This is a genomic window from Rhodococcus sp. DMU2021, assembly GCF_019641445.1.
GTDB lineage: Bacteria > Actinomycetota > Actinomycetes > Mycobacteriales > Mycobacteriaceae > Rhodococcus > Rhodococcus pyridinivorans.
On the sequence record NZ_JAIFKB010000023.1, the window covers coordinates 1 to 20,244 of the forward strand.

16 protein-coding genes and 1 pseudogene are annotated in these 20,244 nt (G+C 63.3%); 5 read left to right on the forward strand and 12 right to left on the reverse strand.

The genetic code is table 11. The features are described 5' to 3' along the window. The first annotated feature begins 79 nt into the window (after window positions 1–79). Together K3M35_RS22705 and K3M35_RS22710 are read left to right on the forward strand one after the other, a co-directional pair. On the forward strand, window positions 80–337 hold the full coding sequence (locus K3M35_RS22705; RefSeq protein WP_259444374.1) for an alpha/beta fold hydrolase: 258 nt from the start codon (window positions 80–82) through the stop codon (window positions 335–337). Between the two features lie 136 nt (window positions 338–473). After that, the gene (locus K3M35_RS22710; protein ID WP_220667001.1) at window positions 474–1,430 is read left to right on the forward strand and encodes a 3-carboxyethylcatechol 2,3-dioxygenase; all 957 of its coding nucleotides are present in this window, start codon (window positions 474–476) and stop codon (window positions 1,428–1,430) included. A 106-nt stretch (window positions 1,431–1,536) separates the two neighbouring features. Here the strand turns inward: K3M35_RS22710 and K3M35_RS22715 are convergent. From K3M35_RS22715 to K3M35_RS22740, 6 genes and pseudogenes are all read right to left on the reverse strand, one after another. Further along, window positions 1,537–1,990, reverse strand: a pseudogene (locus tag K3M35_RS22715) (ParA family protein); the annotation flags it as partial. 179 nt (window positions 1,991–2,169) lie between these two features. Next, window positions 2,170–2,559: a DUF5313 family protein gene (locus tag K3M35_RS22720; RefSeq protein WP_024102225.1), complete on the reverse strand. Its 390-nt coding sequence runs from the start codon at window positions 2,557–2,559 to the stop codon at window positions 2,170–2,172. Continuing rightward, a complete protein-coding gene (locus K3M35_RS22725) occupies window positions 2,556–3,086 on the reverse strand; it encodes a MarR family winged helix-turn-helix transcriptional regulator (protein WP_072740544.1) in 531 nt (176 codons plus the stop codon). The genes K3M35_RS22720 and K3M35_RS22725 overlap by 4 nt, the downstream gene beginning before the upstream one ends. Before the next feature lie 459 nt (window positions 3,087–3,545). Beyond that, window positions 3,546–4,160 carry a TetR family transcriptional regulator gene (locus tag K3M35_RS22730; RefSeq protein ID WP_039584677.1) on the reverse strand — a complete coding sequence of 205 codons (615 nt, stop codon included), beginning with the start codon at window positions 4,158–4,160 and terminating at the stop codon, window positions 3,546–3,548. 897 nt (window positions 4,161–5,057) lie between these two features. Further along, the gene (locus tag K3M35_RS22735; RefSeq protein ID WP_037215951.1) at window positions 5,058–6,146 is read right to left on the reverse strand and encodes a helix-turn-helix domain-containing protein; all 1,089 of its coding nucleotides are present in this window, start codon (window positions 6,144–6,146) and stop codon (window positions 5,058–5,060) included. A gap of 14 nt (window positions 6,147–6,160) precedes the next feature. Then, window positions 6,161–7,240 (reverse strand): alpha/beta hydrolase fold domain-containing protein, encoded by a 1,080-nt coding sequence (locus tag K3M35_RS22740; protein ID WP_308257107.1) that lies wholly within the window; start codon window positions 7,238–7,240, stop codon window positions 6,161–6,163. 58 nt (window positions 7,241–7,298) lie between these two features. Between K3M35_RS22740 and K3M35_RS22745 the strand changes: the two genes are divergently transcribed. Further along, window positions 7,299–8,480, forward strand: a complete 1,182-nt coding sequence (locus K3M35_RS22745; protein WP_006553291.1) for a serine hydrolase — start codon at window positions 7,299–7,301, stop codon at window positions 8,478–8,480. Between the two features lie 327 nt (window positions 8,481–8,807). Here the strand turns inward: K3M35_RS22745 and K3M35_RS22750 are convergent, their stop codons facing one another. From K3M35_RS22750 to K3M35_RS22760, 3 genes are all read right to left on the reverse strand, one after another. Continuing rightward, the gene (locus K3M35_RS22750; protein ID WP_228044734.1) at window positions 8,808–10,316 is read right to left on the reverse strand and encodes a sigma-54-dependent Fis family transcriptional regulator; all 1,509 of its coding nucleotides are present in this window, start codon (window positions 10,314–10,316) and stop codon (window positions 8,808–8,810) included. Between the two features lie 683 nt (window positions 10,317–10,999). Next, window positions 11,000–12,061 carry an alpha/beta fold hydrolase gene (locus tag K3M35_RS22755; protein ID WP_024102233.1) on the reverse strand — a complete coding sequence of 354 codons (1,062 nt, stop codon included), beginning with the start codon at window positions 12,059–12,061 and terminating at the stop codon, window positions 11,000–11,002. A 119-nt stretch (window positions 12,062–12,180) separates the two neighbouring features. After that, a complete protein-coding gene (locus K3M35_RS22760) occupies window positions 12,181–13,779 on the reverse strand; it encodes a flavin-containing monooxygenase (protein WP_374107779.1) in 1,599 nt (532 codons plus the stop codon). Window positions 13,780–15,044: 1,265 nt separating this feature from the next. Here K3M35_RS22760 and K3M35_RS22765 point away from each other — a divergent pair. After that, window positions 15,045–15,938: an MHYT domain-containing protein gene (locus tag K3M35_RS22765; RefSeq protein ID WP_308257108.1), complete on the forward strand. Its 894-nt coding sequence runs from the start codon at window positions 15,045–15,047 to the stop codon at window positions 15,936–15,938. Between the two features lie 111 nt (window positions 15,939–16,049). On the opposite strand, the gene K3M35_RS22770 is transcribed toward K3M35_RS22765, so the two are convergent. The 3 genes from K3M35_RS22770 to K3M35_RS22780 form a co-directional block, all read right to left on the reverse strand. After that, window positions 16,050–17,495, reverse strand: a complete 1,446-nt coding sequence (locus tag K3M35_RS22770; RefSeq protein WP_039584682.1) for an NAD-dependent succinate-semialdehyde dehydrogenase — start codon at window positions 17,493–17,495, stop codon at window positions 16,050–16,052. A 135-nt stretch (window positions 17,496–17,630) separates the two neighbouring features. Then, a complete protein-coding gene (locus K3M35_RS22775; RefSeq protein ID WP_019288297.1) occupies window positions 17,631–18,500 on the reverse strand; it encodes an alpha/beta fold hydrolase in 870 nt (289 codons plus the stop codon). 34 nt (window positions 18,501–18,534) lie between these two features. Next, window positions 18,535–18,942, reverse strand: coding sequence for a hypothetical protein (locus K3M35_RS22780; protein WP_039584279.1), 408 nt, complete (start codon window positions 18,940–18,942; stop codon window positions 18,535–18,537). Here K3M35_RS22780 and K3M35_RS22785 point away from each other — a divergent pair. Next, window positions 18,941–20,128: a LysR family transcriptional regulator gene (locus K3M35_RS22785; protein WP_269324910.1), complete on the forward strand. Its 1,188-nt coding sequence runs from the start codon at window positions 18,941–18,943 to the stop codon at window positions 20,126–20,128. The two genes, K3M35_RS22780 and K3M35_RS22785, sit on opposite strands and share 2 nt — an antisense overlap. The last annotated feature ends 116 nt before the right edge of the window (window positions 20,129–20,244 follow it).

Below are 20,244 nucleotides of genomic sequence, written 5' to 3' on the forward strand. Positions count from 1 at the left end.
CGCCGCCGACGCCAAGCCAGGCTCGGCAGATTGACCCCTGTCGAATACGAGACCATCATGACCACACCAGCCACTCAGGCTGCGTGACCGAACCTGTCACCTGATCGTGCAGCAGTCCCTGATCACCGATGCCACCCTCCAAGGCATCACCGTGCCAACGATGGTTCTGTGGACCACCAAAGATCCCTCCGGTCCGGTCGACGAAGCAGAGCGCATCGCCTCCCACATCCCTGGCGCCAAGCTGGCGGTCATGGAGAACTGCGGACACTGGCCCCAGTACGAAGACCCCGACACCTTCAACAAACTGCACCTGGATTTTCTCCTCGATCGCAGTTGACACAGATGCAGCCGGTGCCGCCCTCCCCTGAAACCCCTGGCGGCACCGGCCGGACGCACCCATCCGACGAACCTCATCCGCTCTCGCTCGAACCATCCGGGCAGAGGCCGTGAAGTACCAGAAAGGAGGCTCCGCGATGCCTGTGGCGCTGTGCGCGATGTCGCACTCCCCCCTGATGGGACGCAACGACCCCGATCAAGAAGTCATCGACGCCGTCGACGCCGCCTTCGACCACGCGCGCCGATTCATCGCCGATTTCGCCCCAGATCTGATCGTGATCTTCGCCCCCGACCACTACAACGGGGTCTTCTACGACCTGCTGCCACCGTTCTGCATCGGAGCCGGCGCGCAGTCCGTCGGCGACTATGGCACCGAAGCCGGCCCCCTCGACGTCGACCGCGACGCCGCCCGCACTATTACGCGCGAAGTACTCGACAGCGGTATCGACGCCGCGCTCTCCGAACGCATGCACGTCGACCACGGTTTCGCCCAGGCTCTACAACTACTCGTCGGATCGATCATCGCAGTACCGACCGTGCCGATCTTCATCAACTCCGTCGCCGAACCCCTCGGCCCCGTCAGCCGAGTTCGGCTGCTCGGCGAAGCTGTCGGACGAGCAGCCAACAAACTGGACAAACGCGTCCTGTTCGTCGGATCCGGAGGGCTCTCCCACGACCCACCGATTCCGCAGTTCACCAGCTCGCCTGAGCAGGTGCGCGAACGGTTGATCGACGGCCGCAATCCGAGCGACGCCGAACGCAAGGCCCGCGAACAACGCGTCATCACCGCAGGTCGAGACTTCGCTGCCGGTACCGCCACCATTCAGCCGTTGAACCCCCACTGGGACCAGCATCTTCTCGAAATTCTGGCATCCGGCGAACTCGAACAAATCGACACGTGGACCAATGACTGGTTCGTCGAGCAGGCCGGCCACTCGTCCCATGAGGTGCGCACCTGGATCGCCGCCTACGCCGCGCTCCACGCCAACGGCCCCTACCAGGTCACCTCGAGCTTTTACCGCGCAATCCCGGAGTGGATAGCAGGATTCGCAATCACGACAGCCCTCACCCTCTCCTCGAACCACACGAAATGACCGGCACCTGAACCCACGAAAAAGGTTCCTGTCGTTGTTCGACAAATCCGACTGAGCGCGACCATCACCGCACCGCCGCGGCTATCAAGCAGTGCACTACTGCAAGCTCGCGGGTCTGTTCGAGGTCGACCTTGCCGTCGCGGGGATCCCAATTGTTCACCACGACAATGAATTTCTTGCCGAGCGGTTCGATGACCTGCTTGATCGTGCGCGCGGTGGGATCGAGACACAGCGGCTCGGGTTCGATCGGAACGATGACCAGATCGGCGACCTCGAGCACCGCGCGCAACGCGTCGGTGGAACTACCGGTGCCGAGGACATCGGTGCCGTCGTCGGCACCGGACAGGTCGATCCAGCCCGGGGTGTCGACATAGACGTGCTTGATGCCGGGCAACTTGTCGAGATTGCGTAGCACGTCGAGGTTGTCGTGGACCTGGTCGATCATGAACGGCAGTTCCTCGACACGTGAGGCCCCACCAGGCTGCAGAGCCCTGGGGGTCGACGGAGATCGCGGCGACCGGGGACTGAACATCGTCGTCGTCACCGCCGGCGAGTTGATCTTCTTCTTCCCGGCTTGCGCAGCACCGCTACTCCGAACGACGACTGTCGCCGCCATATGCAGTACGCACTCACCCTCCGGTTACACCGGGGATGGACCTGCTGCCCGACAACCCGCCGACATGGGTGAGATAGGCGCCGGTCCGCAACCCTGACTCCGCGTCAGGGTTGCGCACATTGCCTAGGCTGCGCGACCGAACCGACGTTCGTAGTCCTCGCGTTCACGCGAGGCACGCGCCTGCGCCTTCGCACCGAGCAGATCAGGATCGAGACCGTGTTGCTGAAGTCGATGACGTTGCCAGATGCTCATCAACGCCACAGAAAAGTACGTCCAGGGCAAGAGCAGCAACATCATCATGGAGACGGGAATCCATACCGGTCCCGGGATCAGCAGGAACAACAGCAGCAGCGGGATGACCGGTACATTCCACCTGAGAAGATAGCGGCGCACGCCGCCCGGCCCCAGGATGTCGTTACGGACCCAGTCCTGCATCTGCGGAGGCAGGGGGCGGCCAACCACATAGGCCAGGCGCTGAATTACGGTAGGTCGTGTGCGAAGTGGGGTCGTCACAGCGTTCCCTTCGTTGTATCCGGTGGCTCGGATGGATCTCGGGACGGACGTCGATCCGAACTGGTTATTGCATGTGCTGCAGCATCATTGAGAAGGGTCAGTGCCCGATGCAGCTCCTGGAGCTCCGCCGGCGAAACACCGAGCTTCTCGACCACGGCGACCGGGACTTTCTGGGCTTCGTTCCGCAGGGCTCGACCTTGGGCAGTGAGATCGATGACCAGTTGACGTTCGTCTACACGACTGCGCGAACGAGTGATCAGCTGTGAGGCTTCGAGGCGCTTCAACAAAGGCGAGAGCGTGGGCGAGTCCAGAGCCAGCGCTTCGCCGATCGCCTTGACCGACATCGGAGCTTTCTCCCACAGCGCCAACATCACCAGGTATTGCGGGTGAGTGAGGCCTAGAGGCTCGAGGATAGGCCGGTAGACAGCCAGGACGGCCCGGTTGGCAACGGCAAGCGCGAAGCAGACCTGCCGGTCCAACGCCAGGAGGTCGTCGTTCCCGATCGAAGCGAGGTCACCTGTGGTCACAGGACGAGCATACCGGACTCAGTCGTGCGCGAACGAATCGTGTGCGAGCAATATTTGAGATGTGCATCACCGGCACGACCTGCGATGCAGTTCGATATCCGAACAAGTGCGCCTCGCACCTGCGCACCCACTCCGATCCCTCGAAGTGTCGCGAATACCGAACCCAACGGCGCCACGCGCATCACCGGCCAGATACTTCATCAGTTCCCATTGGGTCGAGCGGCGACGAACCCTGCCTGGCCTGCGGGTCGGCACGATGCGGCGCCTCACGATCGACGGCCGGCATTCCGGACGGCGACGGGTCGGGAAACGGTGGGTCCCGTCCGGGGGCAGACCACCACCGCCACCGGCGGTGCATCGATCCGGTACATCGATCCGGTACATCGATGATGCGCACGTCACTGGACCTCGGGTACATCCCGCACGTAGGTCCGCCACTGCAGAGGAGGCCGATGCGCCTTACTTGTAAGGTTGTTCGTCGATCCACTTCTGCAGGCTGTACCCCAGCGAAGTCAACGACTTATCGAGCGTGGTCAACACCTCACCGGGGGATGCGGGAGACCTCACTCCCTCGCGCAGGACGGCGAGCACCACGGACTGCACCGCACCCCCGACAGCAGCCGGCACCACCGCCGCCGGACGCGTACCGATACGGGACGCAACGAACGTCGAGACGACCTCGGACCACACCAACCACCGTTGAGCACCCTCGGCCTGCAATTCCGGTGAGGCGTCGAGGATCCGAATCTGGGCGGTCCAGACGCCCTCGTCGTCGAGTCGGGCCGCTACCGTATCGATCACCCCGACCCGGATCGCCTCCATGACCGGCACCTCGTCGTCAACCGTGCCGAAGGAGCGCTGGAGGTCGCGGGTACTTTCCTCGAAAGGAAACCACACGAGTGCCGCTTTGCTGGAGAAGTACCGGAAGAAGGTGGTCTTGCTGATCCCCGCGGCCGCAACGATATCCATGATCGACGTCTCCGCATAGCCTCGTTCGAGGAACAGTTCGAACGCGGCGACCTCGACCTGCGCGCGAGACGACACCTGAGGACGCCCACGTCTGCCGGTAGCCATCGCATTCCCCCCTCTTTTCGACCCGAGACTTGATTTTGGGTACTCGGTACCGTAAATATAGGCGACGCGCGATGTGACCGATAAACATGATCTTGCAACACCACCACGATCCGTCACCCCCTGTAGGCGGACCGTGGTTCCCGGTCGGTGAACCGACCCCGTCCCGGATGCCCTGCCTGTCCCCCCCCTCCAACGGGCAGGGCATCCGGGAACTTCCACACCGACCCGTGTAGGGCGGGTTGTGTCCTATCCGTTCGATTGAGGGGCCCGCCATGCCCCATCGATGCCGTTCGTCGGCGTTTGCTTGCGGGACAGCCGGTACGCCGATCGCTCCCACCGTCGGAGCGCTCTCCCTTATCGGAATCCTCTTTACGCTTTCCCACGAACGAGGGCAGTGCCGCTCACAGAGACCGATTCGGGAGTCCGACTGCTCGTTCGGCGCCGGGCATGATCGACTTGATTTTCGGAACCGGGTAGCATAATTATAGTTGAATGCTCGATTACCGCTGCTGTCGTCCGAGCTGAACCGCCCGGACGATCACCTCCGGCACGTAGATGGCAGGTCTGATCGCGATCGGCAGACCCGTTCTCCCGACGGGACGCCTCGGCTCCACCGAACGACATACGACCAAGGAAGACCGTTCTCTGATGATTTCCAGCCTCGTAATCCGGCCTCTGGCTCGCGCAATCGCAGTCGTACTGATCGTCGCCGATACCGCCCTCGCCACCCGAGTGCCGGCCCTGCCCGGCTGGGATGAAGACGGCTCCGTCGCCCGGAGCTGACGTCGCAGGGACATCACCCGCACAACGCTGTGCCGCTTCCGGCGATCACCGACACGCCAACGCACCGAACCGGCACCGAGATGACCGAGACCACATCATGAAGCGTTGACGGCCTCATACCGTCGCGCGGCGAGCAGGACCGAGCACGGCGACATTGCCGGGTGCCGCAGCCGCCGGCAGGTCGAGGACCGTCGACGTACGCAAGCGATGCAGCAGGAACGCTGCCCCGAGCCGGCTGCGCCCGAATCCCTCGAACGGGTTGAAACCGAGTGTCGCAGTGATGGTATCGATCCTGCTCTGAAGCGTGCTGTGGTGGATGTTGAGCAGTCGCGCCGCTTCCCGAACGGACTGCGCAGCGACGACGGCATCGATCGTCTCCATCCCCCAGGCGTAGTGTGCGATGGCCTCGACACGGTCGGCGTCGCTGTGCGGAGCGTGCTCATCGGCGTCGGCAAGCAGTTCGATCAGACCCCCGTAGGAGTCGGCCACAACCTGGGGTTCCTTCGGGGTTCGGCACAGGCGCAGAGCGACCATCGCGGTCCGGAACGACCGATCCAACGAGTCCGGCGGCGTGGCTGTTCCGATACCGCACGGCGAAGCGCCGAACGGCGGGTACCGCTCCGGCACAACGATGGCGTGGACCGGACCGAACGGGGTGGCGATCACGTCCTCCGGGCCGGCGGGATGATTGCGCCACACCGCGAACAGCGGTGCCACAACGAGGCGATACAGGCCCGTTGCCGACAATCCGAGCGCACTCGCCGCGGTCAAGCGCTCGTCGGGAATGCTCTCGCGACCGGTGAGTATGCCGAGGTGGCGGCGATTGTCGATCTCCCGGGCTCCACGCCCGTTCCGGATCCGCACAGCCAGTGCCAAGCGCTCGAGGATGAGTGCGTCGTTCGGCCCAGCAGCACCGTCGCGTTCGAGCCAGACGTCGATGCCGTCCTCCGACGCCACGTGCAGGTTCGAAGGATCTGTCGGCGATTGACCCTGCACTGCTTCACCTTTCGGAGTGACTCGTAGAGTCCGCGGCGGGACGCTCTGCCGGAACCCTGCAGTACAACCGGCCAGCGCGGCAGCGGTTGCGAGCAGGGCACGGGTGTTGACGTTGCCGACGATCAACTCGTCGAAGCACGCGATGACACGCAGACCCAAACTGGCGCTGGGATCGAGGCGGGCGATCCGTCCGAGTAGCTCTTGCATATTCGTTCCTGCCCTCAGTCCGCAAGGATTTTCTCGACCCAGGTGTTGCGGGTCCGGATCATGGACCGGCCCACGCTGGTGTGCGGGGCGAAAATGTCGCACGCGTGAAAGGCGCCGGACCATACGTGCAACTCGGCATCGCCACCGGCTTGCCAGATCCTGTTGGCATAGCCGATCGCCTCGTCCCGGAAGATCTCGGCCGCACCGACGTCGATGAAGGCCGGCGGCAATCCGCGCAGATTCTGCGCGCGGGCCGGGGCTGCATACGGCGAGACAAGGTCGGTGCCCCGCTGCTCACCCAGCAGGGCGGTCCAGCCGGTTTCGTTGCTGATCCGGTCCCACACACCGATACCGTCGAACTGCTCGATCGAAGCGGTCGTGCACCGGTCGTCGAGCATCGGATAGTCGAGCACCTGCCCACACAACCGGGGACCACCGCGGTCCCGCGCAGCCAGCGCGAGACCGGCTGCCAGTCCGCCACCGGAGCTGGCACCTGCGACCAGGATCCGGTCCGCCCGCACGTCCAGATCGGTGACATGCGCAGCCAACCACTCCAGGGCGGCATACATGTCCTCACGCGGGTAGGGGTCGGGATACTCAGGGGCCAAACGATACTCGACCGTGACAAGAACCGCCCCCAGTTCGGTCACCCAGTCCAGCACCAGGTCCAGGCCGCTGAACATGTCTCCGAACATCAATCCTCCGGAGTGCGCGTACAGCACCGCAGGACGGGGCCCGCTGAAGTCCCGGGAACGAAGCACCGCAGCGTTGACGGCAGCGCCATCACCCCCGGGGAAGGTCACGTCGTTCACCGCGATCCGTCGGCGGTCGAATTCCTCGTCCATCGGAGGGGACGCATAGGACGTACGCATGAACTCGATCAGGTCCGCAGTGATGGTCGGAGGGAACATACCGCCTACCACAGCCAATCCCGCCTTGAGTTCGGCATCGAATGGTGGACGGGGCACTGCTCGGGCCATCGTCACCTCCTCGAAGACTCGCATCGAGGATACGGCGGCCGCTCGACCGAGGGACCCGCCATTCGGCGGGGAAACAGAGCGAAACTGCGCCGCTGCGTCGGTTGAGACACCCATCACACTCTTGTGAAACTTGGAGCAGCGTCACTGTCGACCGAACGAGAGGAACAACCCCATGTCCGATACCCAACGCGTCGTCGACTCAGCCCGCGAAGTCATCCACACCACGGTGAACAGCGGTGCCGTGCCCGGAGTAGTAGCGGGCATGACGAACGACCAGGAAACCCTGTTCATCGAGTCCGCTGGGGTACGGTCTGTCGACAACGATCAACCGATGACCGATGACACCGTCTTCAGCATCTTCTCGACCACCAAAGCCCTCACCGGCACCGTGGCGCTGCAACTCGTGGAATCCGGTGATCTCGACCTGGATTCCCCGGCCGAGGAGTACGCGCCCGCGATCGGCGAACTCCAGGTCATCGAGGGCTTCGACTCGAACGGCGAGCCGATGCTGCGAGCACCGAAGACCGACATCACGACCCGCCAACTACTGCTGCACACCGCCGGCTTCGGATACGACTTCTTCAACGAGACGTACAACCGCCTCGCCGAGAACCACGGTCAGCCCAGCATCGTCACCGCCACCAAGGACGCGCTCGAGACACCGCTGCTGTTCGATCCCGGCACCCAGTGGGAGTACGGCTCGAATATCGACTGGGCAGGCCAGGTGATCGAAGGCATCGTCGGCACCCGCCTTGGCGAGGCGCTGAAGACACGAGTCCTCGACCCCCTCGGCATGACATCGACGTCCTTCACTCCGTCCGACGACATGCGCGCGCGTCTGGCGACCATGCACCAGCGCACCGACGACGGACTCCAGGCCACCGATTTCGTCATCCCCACCCCGCCCGAGGTCGACATGGGTGGGCACGGACTGTTCTCCACCGTCGGTGACTACCTCGCCTTCATCCGGATGTGGCTCAACGACGGCGAGGCAGACGACGGCACCGTCATCCTCCGCCCCGACACCGTCGAGTGGGCGACCAGAAACGACCTCGGCGACCTGACCGTGAAGATGCTTCCGGGTGTCATCAGGTCTCTGTCGAACGACGCCGAGTTCTTCCCTGGCCAGCGCAAGGGCTGGTGCTACACGTTCATGACCAACGAAACCGAAGCACCCACGGGCCGTCCCGCAGGCTCTCTCGCCTGGGCAGGCCTGGCCAACCTCTACTACTGGATCGACCGGCACAACAAGATCGGAGGCTACTGGGCGACGCAGATCTTCCCGTTCGCCGACCCCAGCTCGCTCGGTGGTTACCTCGACATGGAGACCGCCGTCTACCGAGCCCTTTCCTGACCCCGGTTCCATCCCGGGCCGCGGCACCGGACATCGACCTCGATCCGTTGACCGCTCGCGTAACCGGCGCGCTCGCCGAACAGCCACACGACGACATCAACGAGATCGGGTGAAATCCCCACCCGACGCACGGACACCACACCGCTGCGGGTGTCGAAACACCCGCAGCGGTGTGGTGTTGCCACGCTGTTCGAGGTCTGGGTGCAACAGGTCGAGCGCGAACACCGTCGTCTCCCACGGGCTTGCCGCGAGGGCCGCACCTTCCGACAGTCACCGCTACCGCACGCAAGGCCATAGGACGACTCTCGGATCACGCATTCTGCGCGATCACACGTGGATGCCGAACGTGTCGATCTTGCGGTAGAGAGACGACCTTGCGATCCCCAGCAATTTCGCGGCGGCGACACGATTGCCACCGCTGTCCCGTAGCGCAGCCACTATGGCATCGCGCTCGACTCTTTCCATTGCCGTCATCGTCCGGCGAGGCGCGGAGCTGAGCGCTGGAGGCAGATCAGCTACTGCGATCGTTCCCGCGGGCTTGGCGCGAAGTACGTGATTGAGAGTGCCGACCAGTTCACGGACGTTGCCGGGCCAGTGGTACTTCTTCAGGGTTCGCATCGTGTCGTCGCTGAAAGCGGTTTCGCGGTGAGGTGCAAGGTGCATTCGGATGATGTCCGGGATGTCATCGGGGTGATGACGCAATGCGAGGACCTCGACGGTGGCGATGAAATGCTCGGCGAGAGCAGAATCCTGAAGTGCTTCCCCATCAGTGGATGTGGTCGCGACGATCCACCGAGCGGGGTACCGGTGCTGGTCGGCGGATATGAGGTCGGCAAAGAGCTCATCGGTGCTCGCGTCGAGTCGGTCGATGCGACGAAGGACGATCGTGGTCGCCGCGGAGTCGAGCGCAGTGCGCAATTCCTCGTGAGCGGACTTTTCAGCAGAGCAATCCACGACGACAATCGGGGCCTGCGGATTCTTGTACAGGTGCATGCCCCGAACGAGAGTGAGTTTGCCGCTTCCTGGTTCACCTTTGAGGATCACGTTGGCATCTGTCGCGGCGAGGGACGTCAACTCCCCTCGACACCGGTTCCATTGGAGCGAAGACCCCGCCACCCCCGGAAACACGGGAACCGTGCGCCGGGGTTGCATGATCTTCGTGGGACACGATGTCGCCTCGACTTCGAAGACGATGCCGGCGATGTCGCCGCCATGTTCGACGAGAGTGCGCTTGACGGTGATGCTACCTCCGGACGGAAGGCGCAGGTCGAACTGGGCAACTCGTGACGGATCGAGCATCGACTGTGCTTCCTCGCGGAGAAAAGCCTCGTCGATCGGGTCGAGAAGGCGCGAGCCGATCTCGTTCGACATGAAAACACCGCAACTGAGTGAGTACACCGCCGTCTGCCGGCGCCGACAGGCGACGAGGAACTCGCCGAGCACGAGTTGTTGCTTGATCGATCCCGTGGCGCGAAGAGCCGACTCGATATCACGAGCCGCTCCAAGGGCGAGCTGGCGCATCAACGGGTTCGATGTGTGGGTCAAGCCTGTGATGTCGATCAGTCCTTCGACACGGCCGGTGGTGGGGTTGTGAATGGGCGCGCCGGCACAGGTGAAATACTGGATCGATTCGTGATAGTGCTGAGCGCCGTCGACGTAGACGGCCATCCCGGTCTCGAGGGCTGTGCCCACTCCATTGGTACCGACGAGCTCTTCGGCGTAGGTGAACCCGGGAGCGAAGTACACCTTGTCCAGCTTCGCGGCGAGGACGGGATCATTGTCCCGCCGGACCAGCACACGCGCATGCTCGTCACTCAACGCGACACTGAGGGACATGTCGGACAGGTCGTCATGGAGCCGATCGAGGATCGGCAGGGCGCATCGCACCAGTCGTCGGCGAAGATCGAGGTCTTCGACGTACTGCAGCTGTGGAAGGTGCGAGCCGTCCGGGATGACACCCGCCTGACGTGAGCGTCGCCATGACTGTGCGATGAGGGGTGAGACGTCCTCGGAGGGGGAACCGGCGAGGTCATGGAGATGCCGGGCGGTGGTCACGCGGCGCCGGCGGTTATCACTGTCCATCACATTTCCTTGCAGGTCGCAGTACTGCCATCCCCCTCAATGTGCCGCACATCACATTCTATGAATGTCCCAGAATAGGACATCGATCTGCCGTCTCCAACGGCAGTAGCGGGGCGGGTACGGCCACCCCGCCGGCCGGAGATCGGCACTCGCGGTCCGCACCGCGCCTACTCCTCGGACCACCGACTGCCGCGATCCGGGGTGCACACCACCATCAGGAGACTGACGTCAGGTCGTCGACGGCGACCGGATCACCGGGCTCGGCTTCACCCCCCAGGGGAAGCCGAGCCCGTTCCATCACCTGCCCCGCCCTACGCATAGAGGTCGACATCGCCGGCAACCGCGCAAGAATCTCGATGTTCTCTGCCGCCACGACCGCCGGCGGGCACACTCACTACCGTCCCGCCCACGTGAACCGTTGTCGTGGCGGCACCGCTTCAGACCTCGATCGCGAGAAGATCCGCAAGGTGGCGGTCGATCTGCGGCATGTAGGTCGGAGCGACAGCGAACAGGCCCAAATGCCCGAGCACATCTTCGACCACGCGCAGTTCACTGCCCTTGATCAGTTCCTGCTCGGCAGCACAGTCGCGGACCGGGAACAACTGGTCTTCGTCAATGGGAATCACGAAGGTCTTGGCGGTGATCCGTCCGAGTGCAGCGGCCAGGTCTCCCCCGGTATGCCGAGAGACGTCGCCGCGTTGCCAGGCCCAGGATTGAGTGAGGAGTGCGTTGGGATCCATCGCCGTGAAGTAGGGCTCGAGGAATCCGGTCAGGAACGCGTCCAGGGATTCGAACTCCATTGCTCGCCATACTTCTTGCTTCCAGAACTCGGTCGAGAATCCGAGCACTCCCCAGATGTGAGCCTGCCTGGTGAGGCCGTCGACGACCTGCGTATGCGAGGTGTATTCGCCGCCGTTCCAGCCCGGATCCGACAGGATCGCTTCGCGCATGATCTCCGCGATCAAGAAATCACCGGGAGTGTTGCGTGCCGTACCGGCAATCGGTGCGGCGCGCAGAACCTTGTCGGGGAACCTCACTGCCCATTCGTAGGTCTGTTGAGCTCCCATGGAGCCTCCCGTCACCAACGCGAGGCGTTCGATACCGAAATGCTCCCGGAGCAGCCGCTCCTGGGCCACGACATTGTCCCCGATCCGAACACGAGGGAAGTTCGACATGGCGATCTCTGCGTTGACGCCGGTGGCGTTGTGGGGAGACGTCGACAGACCGTTGCCGATCTGATCCACGCAGACGATGAAATACTTGCTCGGGTCGAGAGCATGGTCAGGACCGATGTATGCGTCGCGCCAGATCTGGTGGGTCCCCGAGTACCAGGTGGGGATGAGGATTGCGTTGTCCTTGGCTTCGTTCAGCGTTCCGAACGTTGCCACTGCGAGCCGGCAGTCCGGGATCGAGCCACCCTCCTCGAGGTCGAGGGCTCCGATGCCGATCAGGTCGTAATCACCGTGGAAGTCGTGCGTGTAGTACGGGTTGTCGATCATCGAGATCGTCCTCCTGAGCTATGAGAAAGCGGTAGCAGCGCGTGCTCACCCGATGACATGTGCGTACGCCGCCGTGAGACGAGCAGTGGTCGACCGCAGGGGTCGGATATCCGAGAAGGTCAGCTCAGCTGGAATCCCTTGTAGCCGGCCGCGGCGGCCGCGAGAGTGAGTTCTCGATAGGTGCCGACCCCGCCGGTGTAGGACAGCACGCGACGAGGTTTTCCGGGAACGTTCGCGCCGTTGTACCAGGAATTGGTCTTCGAGATCAGCGTGGCATTCGCGGTTTCGTCGTGGTGGGCGACCCATTCGCCCTCACCCTCGACGGTCGGTTCGATGACGGTGTACCCGTGCTCACGCATGTGCCGGATGCATTCGGTGATCCATTCGGTCTGTTGCTGCAGACAGGTGGTCATGTTGCACAGAGCCGCGGAGGGGGCGAGTGGGGCACCGGTGGTCAGCATGTTGGGATAGCCGTGCACCATCAGGCCCATCGTCGTGCGGATGTCACGCGACCAGTCGCTCGTGAGCGATCGGTCCTCACGTCCACGGATGTCGATTCGTGTCAGCGCGCCGGATCCCGCATCGAATCCCGTGGCCAGGATGATGACGTCGACTTCGTGCAGCGTGCCGTCGTCCAACAGGATCCCTTCCGGGACGATTCGGCTGATCGGATTGGTGCGCACCCCCACTGCTTCGACATTCGGACGGTGGTAGACCTCGAGATAATTGGTTTCCAGCGGTACCCGGTGTGTACCGAAGCCGTAGTCGGTCGGAATCAACAGTTCACACAGCTTCGGATCCTTCAGTCGCGCACGCATCTTCTCTCGCACGAACTCGGACACCTGCTCACTGACCTCGTCATCGGAGAACACCTCCGCGAAAGAAGCGAGCCAGAGCTTGAGTGAACCGTTGTCATAGATCTCTTCGAGCCTTTCCCGCCGTTGCTCGGGAGTCAGGTCGACCCATGCATGCTCGAAGTCGTACTCGAAGCCACTGAACGTATGCGGCAACGTCGCGCGAAGTTCCTCGAAGCGCTCCTTGTACGCGGCAACATCCCGGTCGTCGTAGGACGGATTCTTCATCGGCAGGGCGTACTGCGGTGTACGGATGAACACCTTCAGATGTTCGACCTTGTCGGCGATGGTCTGGATGACCTGGATCCCGGTGGCGCCGACACCGATCACTGCGACCCTCTTGCCCGCGACATCGGCGCCCTCCTTCGGCCATCGAGAGGTGTGGAAGATCGGGCCGGCGAAGCTTTCCTGGCCCTCGAACACCGACGACATCGGTGCCGACAGCATGCCGGCGCAGGTGATCAGGAACTGGGTGGCAATCGTGTCCCCGCGATCGGTGCGCACGATCCATCGCTTCGAGTCCTCGACGTAATGCGCACTGGTGATCGTCGTCGAGAATTGGATGTCGCGACGCAGATCGAGACTGTCGGTCACATAATGCAACCACTGCTCGATCTCGGGTTGGCCGGGGAAACGCTGACTCCAGCTCCAGTTCTTGTACAGCTCATCGGAAAACAGGTACTGGTAGATGTAGGCCTCCGAATCGAATCGAGCACCCGGATAACGATTCCAGTACCAGGTGCCGCCGACGTCGGAGGCGGTATCGAAGGCGCGCACCCGCAGCCCCAGCTCGCGAAGCTGATGCAGCTGATACAAACCGGCGACTCCCGCACCGATGATCAACGCGTCCAGCTCGAGTGACACCTCGGTATCAGCAAGTCCGACCGCAGAGGAAGAGTGAGGCGACATGTCCTAGCCTTTCTGTAGTTCAGGTCACGTGGAAGCCATCATCGTGATGTGCGCCTCACTCAGCTGTCCCATCTTCGGACACTTCCCGGCTTCGCTGGCATGGATATCACCGAGTCCGGCGCCTCTCGCATCGCCAGCACCCCAGCAGAACCGATCTACAACTCGGGGATGTTTTCGACGACGCGGTGGGCAACCTTCGACACAGAGGCCTGTAATACATCCGAAATATACTGTCGTGCAATGATTCCTACCACCAGTCCAGTTCCGGGCCCATCTTGCCGCATGCTCGACACCGCCGCGATCGCGATCTCGATTCGGGTCGCTGTCGCACCGATATGAGCACACAGTCGGCGATCCGACACATTCCGGCCTTCCAACCGCGACCGTTGGCTGCCACAGAATCCGAACTCTGTTCTGGTAGCTGCAATTCGAATTGACATCGACTGATCCCTTGCGGCCGGGATCCGCCACGAAGACGGGACGAATCACAGCCTCCCGACGACCCGAACGAAGGGGACATTCGACGAAACATGGACACCAGACCGACCGGGCCTGTTCAAAATACGCATGATCTTGCAGAAAACGAATAATCTGCACGAGCACCGCCTGATCTTCTCGTCGGCGATCTTCTGCTGACGAGGAGAGCCGACGGGGCACGACACTTCCGGCGCAGGGGGCCGGAGTCGTCGATTGCCCCGTCGGCGGTCAGGCGACCGGCCGCGTCACCGGTCGCGATCGAACTCAACGCGATGACGGAAGGAAACGAGCGGGAATCCGACACCGACGGACAGCGTGGCGTCCGCCACCGCCACGGCCGGCGTCCGCCGAAGGAGAGGCCAATCGTTTTTGCTACGGCCTCAGCCTTAGTCCGTACATGGACGCAGACTCGTCCATACATCGTGCAGCCGACGAACTCGACCTTTGACTGCCTGAGGGAGATCGGGCGTACAGCCCTTCACGGTGCGCCGCGTCGAGTCGGCAACCATTCAGCGAAGGAACCGCCGCGACCGAGGAGGCGAGGCTGTCCGGGTCGCTCCGTTGTCTTGGTCTGGTTTGAAACATAAGTCGCGTTAGGTACGCTGCTGTCGCTGCTCGGGGGGCCGAGATCGCAGTCCTGCCCGGACGGTTCGGCACGCGACCGCCGGCGCAGGTGCTCGAGCGTGCCTTGGTAAGGAACACTGATGTCACACGAAATGCACCATTTCGATCTGGGACTGTGGGTGCTCTTTCTCGCCTACGGCACCTCGATCGCCGGGTCCTTCGTCGGCCTGTCCTGCGCTCGCCGAGCCGCTACCACCCCCCTCGGTCCGACGCGCTGGCGCTGGTTGGTGATGGCAGCCCTGTCCATCGGCGGTGTCGGGATCTGGATGACCCACTTCATCGCCATGATGGGCTTCGCGGTGCCCGGCACCATCATCCGCTACGACCCGATGCTGACGATCCTCTCGGCGGTCATCGCTATCGGCGCGACCCTGTTCGGGCTGTGGCTGGTCGATCTACGGGCCTTGGCCGGGCGTCCGATCCTGGACAGGTCGGCGTTACTGATCGGCGGCGCCGTGATGGGCGTCGCGGTGAGCCTGATGCACTACTGCGGCATGGCCGCTATCCGCATTCGCGGCGAACTGTCCCACGACCCGGTACTCGTCGCCGCCTCGGTGGCTATCGGGATCGGGGCGTCCATCGCCGCGTTGTGGTTGGTACGAACGGCATTCATTCGAGCCACCCGTCTGCTCGGCGCGCTGGTGATGGGTTGTGCAGTGGCGGCATTGCACTACACCGGCATGGCTGGAGTTCACGCGTCCTTGGACCCGACGGCCACCATGCCGGAGGGCGCGACGCTCCTCGATTTGATGCTTCCGGCATACATTTTCGGCACGATCATACTGGCCGCGCCGCTCGTCGCATTGGTGCTCGCTCGCCAGAGTGCCGACACCGAGGTCGACGAAGCGATCGCCACGTGGAGCGCGGAGATCAATGATGCTGTCCCCTACCCCGGTGGCCGGGGGCAGGAGGCCACAGCTGAACTCGACACTGGTCGGGACGTTCCGCGTCGACCTGCCGATCCCCTTCGCAAGGGTGATGTGCAGGTAGTGCCACACGAACGAGTGCGGTAACCACCTCTCTGGTGAAGGACCCACCGTTCGGCGGGTCCTTCACCAGACCCCGGCGCACGAGTGTTTGTTGAGGGCAGGGGCATTCGCCGGTCTGGATGCTGCCACCGGTGATCAGTGTGCGATGTACTTGGTGGCGAGATACTCGTCGATACCTTCGACCGATCCTTCGCGGCCGAAGCCGGACTCCTTCACCCCTCCGAAGGGTGCGGCCGCGTCGGCGATGATGCCTCGGTTGATTCCGACCATGCCGGTCTCGAGTGCGTTGGCGACTCGGGACGCTCGGTCGAGATTCTGGGTGTAGAAGTACGCAGCGAGGCCGTATTCGGTGTTGTTCGCCGCCGCGATCGCTTCGTCCTCCGTATCGAAGGTGGTGATCGCGGCTACCGGGCCGAAAATCTCCTCACGCAGCAGCCGCGCGTCGGGACTCACGCCATCGAGAACGGTCGGGGAATAGAACGTTCCCGGCCCGTCAGGACGGCCACCGCCGATGCGGATACGTGCACCCTTCGCGACGGCGTCTTCGACCAGAGCATCGACGGTGGCGCACTGCTTCGCGGTGATCAGCGGTCCGATATCGGTTCCTGCGTCGAGACCGTGTCCGGTGCGCAAGGCACCGATGCGTGCGGTGAACTTCTCGCTGAACTCTTCTGCGACGCTACGTGCGACGTGGAATCGGTTGGCTGCTGTACATGCTTGGCCGCCGTTGCGGAATTTTGCAGCCATCGCGCCGTCGACCGCTGCATCGACATCAGCGTCATCGAACACGAGGAAGGGGGCATTGCCTCCGAGTTCCATCGACATCCGCAGGAGCCGATCCGCCGATTGACGAACCAGCAGCTTGCCGACACCGGTGGATCCGGTGAACGTGATCTTGCGCAGATCAGCACTGTCGATCAGTGGTGCGGTCAGCGCTGCAGCATCGGAGGTCGGCAGAATCGACAGCACACCCTCGGGCAGACCCGCATCGGCGAAAATCTGACCGACGAGCAGCATCGCCAAAGGCGTTTCGGCCGCTGGTTTGACGATGATCGAACATCCGGCCGCCAGTGCTGGACCGATCTTGCGCGTGGCCATGGCCAACGGAAAGTTCCAGGGGGTGATGGCCAGTACCGGCCCGACCGGTTCTCTGGTGACGACGATGGTGCCGGTTCCCGAGGGGGACGGCGAGACTCGCCCGCTGATTCGGTTCGCTTCCTCGGCAAACCAGTGCAGGAATGATGCGCCGTATTCGATCTCCGCATACGCCTCGTGGAGCGGTTTACCCATCTCGAGAGTGATGGTGCGCGCGAGGTCGTCTGCCCGCTGGTGGATGAGTTCGAATGCGGTGCGCAGTATTTCGGCACGTCGACGCGAGGGAGTCCGCGCCCAGTCCCCCTGCACAGCAGTGGCGTGTTCGAGAGCTCGGCGTCCATCCTCGGGCGCGGCATCGGCGACATGCGCAATCACGGCACCGGTCGCGGGGTCCTCTACGGGGAAAGTGGTGCCGGTAGACGAATCGACGAGTTCTCCACCGACCCAGAGTTGGGTGGGGACGCCCGCGGGGAGAGTGTGGGTCATAGCTCCTGCCGAGTGTGTGAAGGTTCATCGCCACGCCCGACCAGTCGGCACCCGAACCGGGAGCCGAGGCCGATGCAGGTCGCTCGGGTGTAGCCACGCGCATTCGGTGGCCACACCCGAGCGGGCGAGCGGGTACTAGCTGGTGGTGATGGACTTGCGTGCCTTGTCCTGGAGGGTTTCGAGTGCCCGGATGAGGTATCCACGGAAGACAGTGTGGTTTTCGCTCATCGGGAAGTGGCCGATCTCCTTCATCTCGATGAACTCGGCGTTCGGGATCTGCGCCGCGGTCCGGGCGCTGTCCTCGGGGGTGGTGAGGTAGTCGTAGTCACCGGTCAGCATCACAACCGGGCACCGGTCACCGTCGATGTCCGCGAGCTTTCCGCGCAGGTCGTGATCGACCGAGTAGAAGTGCAGGTCACCGCGGAAGGACTCGGAACCCTGGCTGTAGTAGAACCAGGTCTTCCAGCGATCCGCCTCCGGCGACTGAGGTGCCATCAGGTCCCACACGCCGCTCGCGCAGACCTGTGCCGCGTTGGCGTGGGGGTGCTGCCACCAGTCGAGGTAGAAGCCCGGCGAATAGTCCGCACCCTCGACAGGGATGACGCCGGCGAAGCGGTCAGGGTGCCGAAGCGCAAGCTGCAGGGCGATGTTCCCACCGAACGAGGATCCCATGAAGATCGGGTTCTCCAGTTCGAGCGCGTCGCACAACGCCACGATGAAATTGGCGAAGTGGTCCGCGGAAAGCTGGTACTCCTCGGTCCACCATTCGGTGTTCTCCGGCGGATCGGACTTGCCGTGCCGCGGCAGGTCGTAGGCGATGACACGGTAGTTGGCGGTGATCTCCTCGTCTTCGAGCAGACCGCGCCACTGGTGGTTGTGGCAGCCGGCGGTGTGCTGGCACACCAGCGGCTGGCCGGTGCCGTTCTCGAGGTAGAAGACCTTATACAGCAGTCCGTCGACGTCGACGTCGACGTAGTGGCCGGTGACCGGGGAAATCTTGCTCATCAGTGTTCCTTACGGCTCAAAGGGGGTGGGAGGATCAGACCGGGACGCCGACGGTGCGCAGGAGTTCGATCTGGCGGGTGATGCACCGCAGGTTCTGCATCAACACCAGGATGTCGCCTTCGAGCTTCATGTCGCGCTGGAAGCTCGCGGCCCAGATGCCGTGGTACATCGGGGCGGGCACCGGGACGCCGAAGTTGCGCCAGGTCTCGGCGCTGGCACGCAGCGCGAACTGGTACGGCACATCCAGCGGACCGGGGTCGATCGCGATGTCCACCACGTTGCCGCGGCTCATCTGGATGACGAACGTGTGGTCGGTCATGTCGAGCAGGTACGAGCAGGTGAAGTACTTGCCGTGTGCCTGGATCTCGAGGTCGGTGTTGTTCGCCTCGGTGAACGAGGCAGCCCAGTCGGCCGTGTCGAGGGCACGCGTAGTGACGGTCATGTGGGATTCCTTCGATGAGGGAGACAGCGAGGCCGAGTGCGAGCACTCGCTCCGGTATGCCGACCCGAATCCGGAAAGTGCTGGCCTCCCGGATGCCGTGCCGGCCATGACAGCCATCACACCTCGTGTCCGCCGGGTGCGTCCAATACCTATCCGGCCCGGATCGATAGGCAATGACTACTGGTCTCCCGGGGTGGTGTTGGCTATCTTCGGAAACATGCAACCCCAGCTCGACCTGCGACTTCTGTCCTATTTTGTGGCAGTTGCGGAAGAGTTGCACTTCGGGCGCGCAGCCGCCCGTCTGCACATCGCTCAGCCCTCATTGAGCGTGCAGATCCGCAAACTCGAGCAGAACCTCGGCGCGGTGCTGCTGCTGCGCAGCAGCAGGCATGTCGAACTGACCCCTGCCGGCCAGATCCTGCTCGACGAAAGCCGCCGGTTGCTGGCGAACGCCGAACGAGCCGTCAACCTCACCCGCGAAGCCGCCCACGGCGTCAGTACCCGCAAGTTGGTCATCGGCTTCCAAGGCAACGCAGCTGCCGAGCTCACACCGCACATTCTCAGTACGTTCCAGTCGCTGCATCCGGGCATCCAGGTGCAGATGCATTCCTACGATTTCTCCGACCCGTATGTCGGGTTGGCCGACGGATCCTCCGATGTCGCCTTCGTCCGGCCCCCGCTGTTGATGCAGGACTGGCTGGGCATGGAAGCCCTGTTCGTCGAACCCCGGGTGATGGTCGTGTCCGCGAATCATCCGCTCGCCCAGTTGCCCGAGGTGAGCGTCGAACAGGTCACCAACGAGTTCTTCGTCGCACGCAAAGCCCCCGAGAACTGGCGAAACTACTGGCTGGCCACAGAATCGCGCCAAGGCGAACCGGTGCGGGTCGGCGCAGACGTCGCCACCGTCGACGAATGCTTCGAAGCGATCCTCGCCGAGCGCGGCGTGGCATTCTCACAAGCCTCGACGCAACGCTTCTACAGCAGACCGAGCCTGGCATTCGTGCCGGTGACCGACATCCCGCCCACGGCGCTGTCCATCGCCTGGCGCACGGATGTCGCGTCCAAACCCGTACAGGATTTCATCGACACAGCACGCGCTGTGGCCTCGCTCCACACCGTGCCCGGAGCATGGTCCACCCGGCCTCACAACTCGATCACCGAAGGTGCCCACCGCACGACAGGCTGACTTCTCCTGGCCCCTCGAATCAGCATTCCGATCACTGGTGTCTTCTTACCGAACCCATTGCTCAGCGTGCGAGACCTGACCCCGCTATCTCACCGGTCTTCCCCTTCGATGCTCCT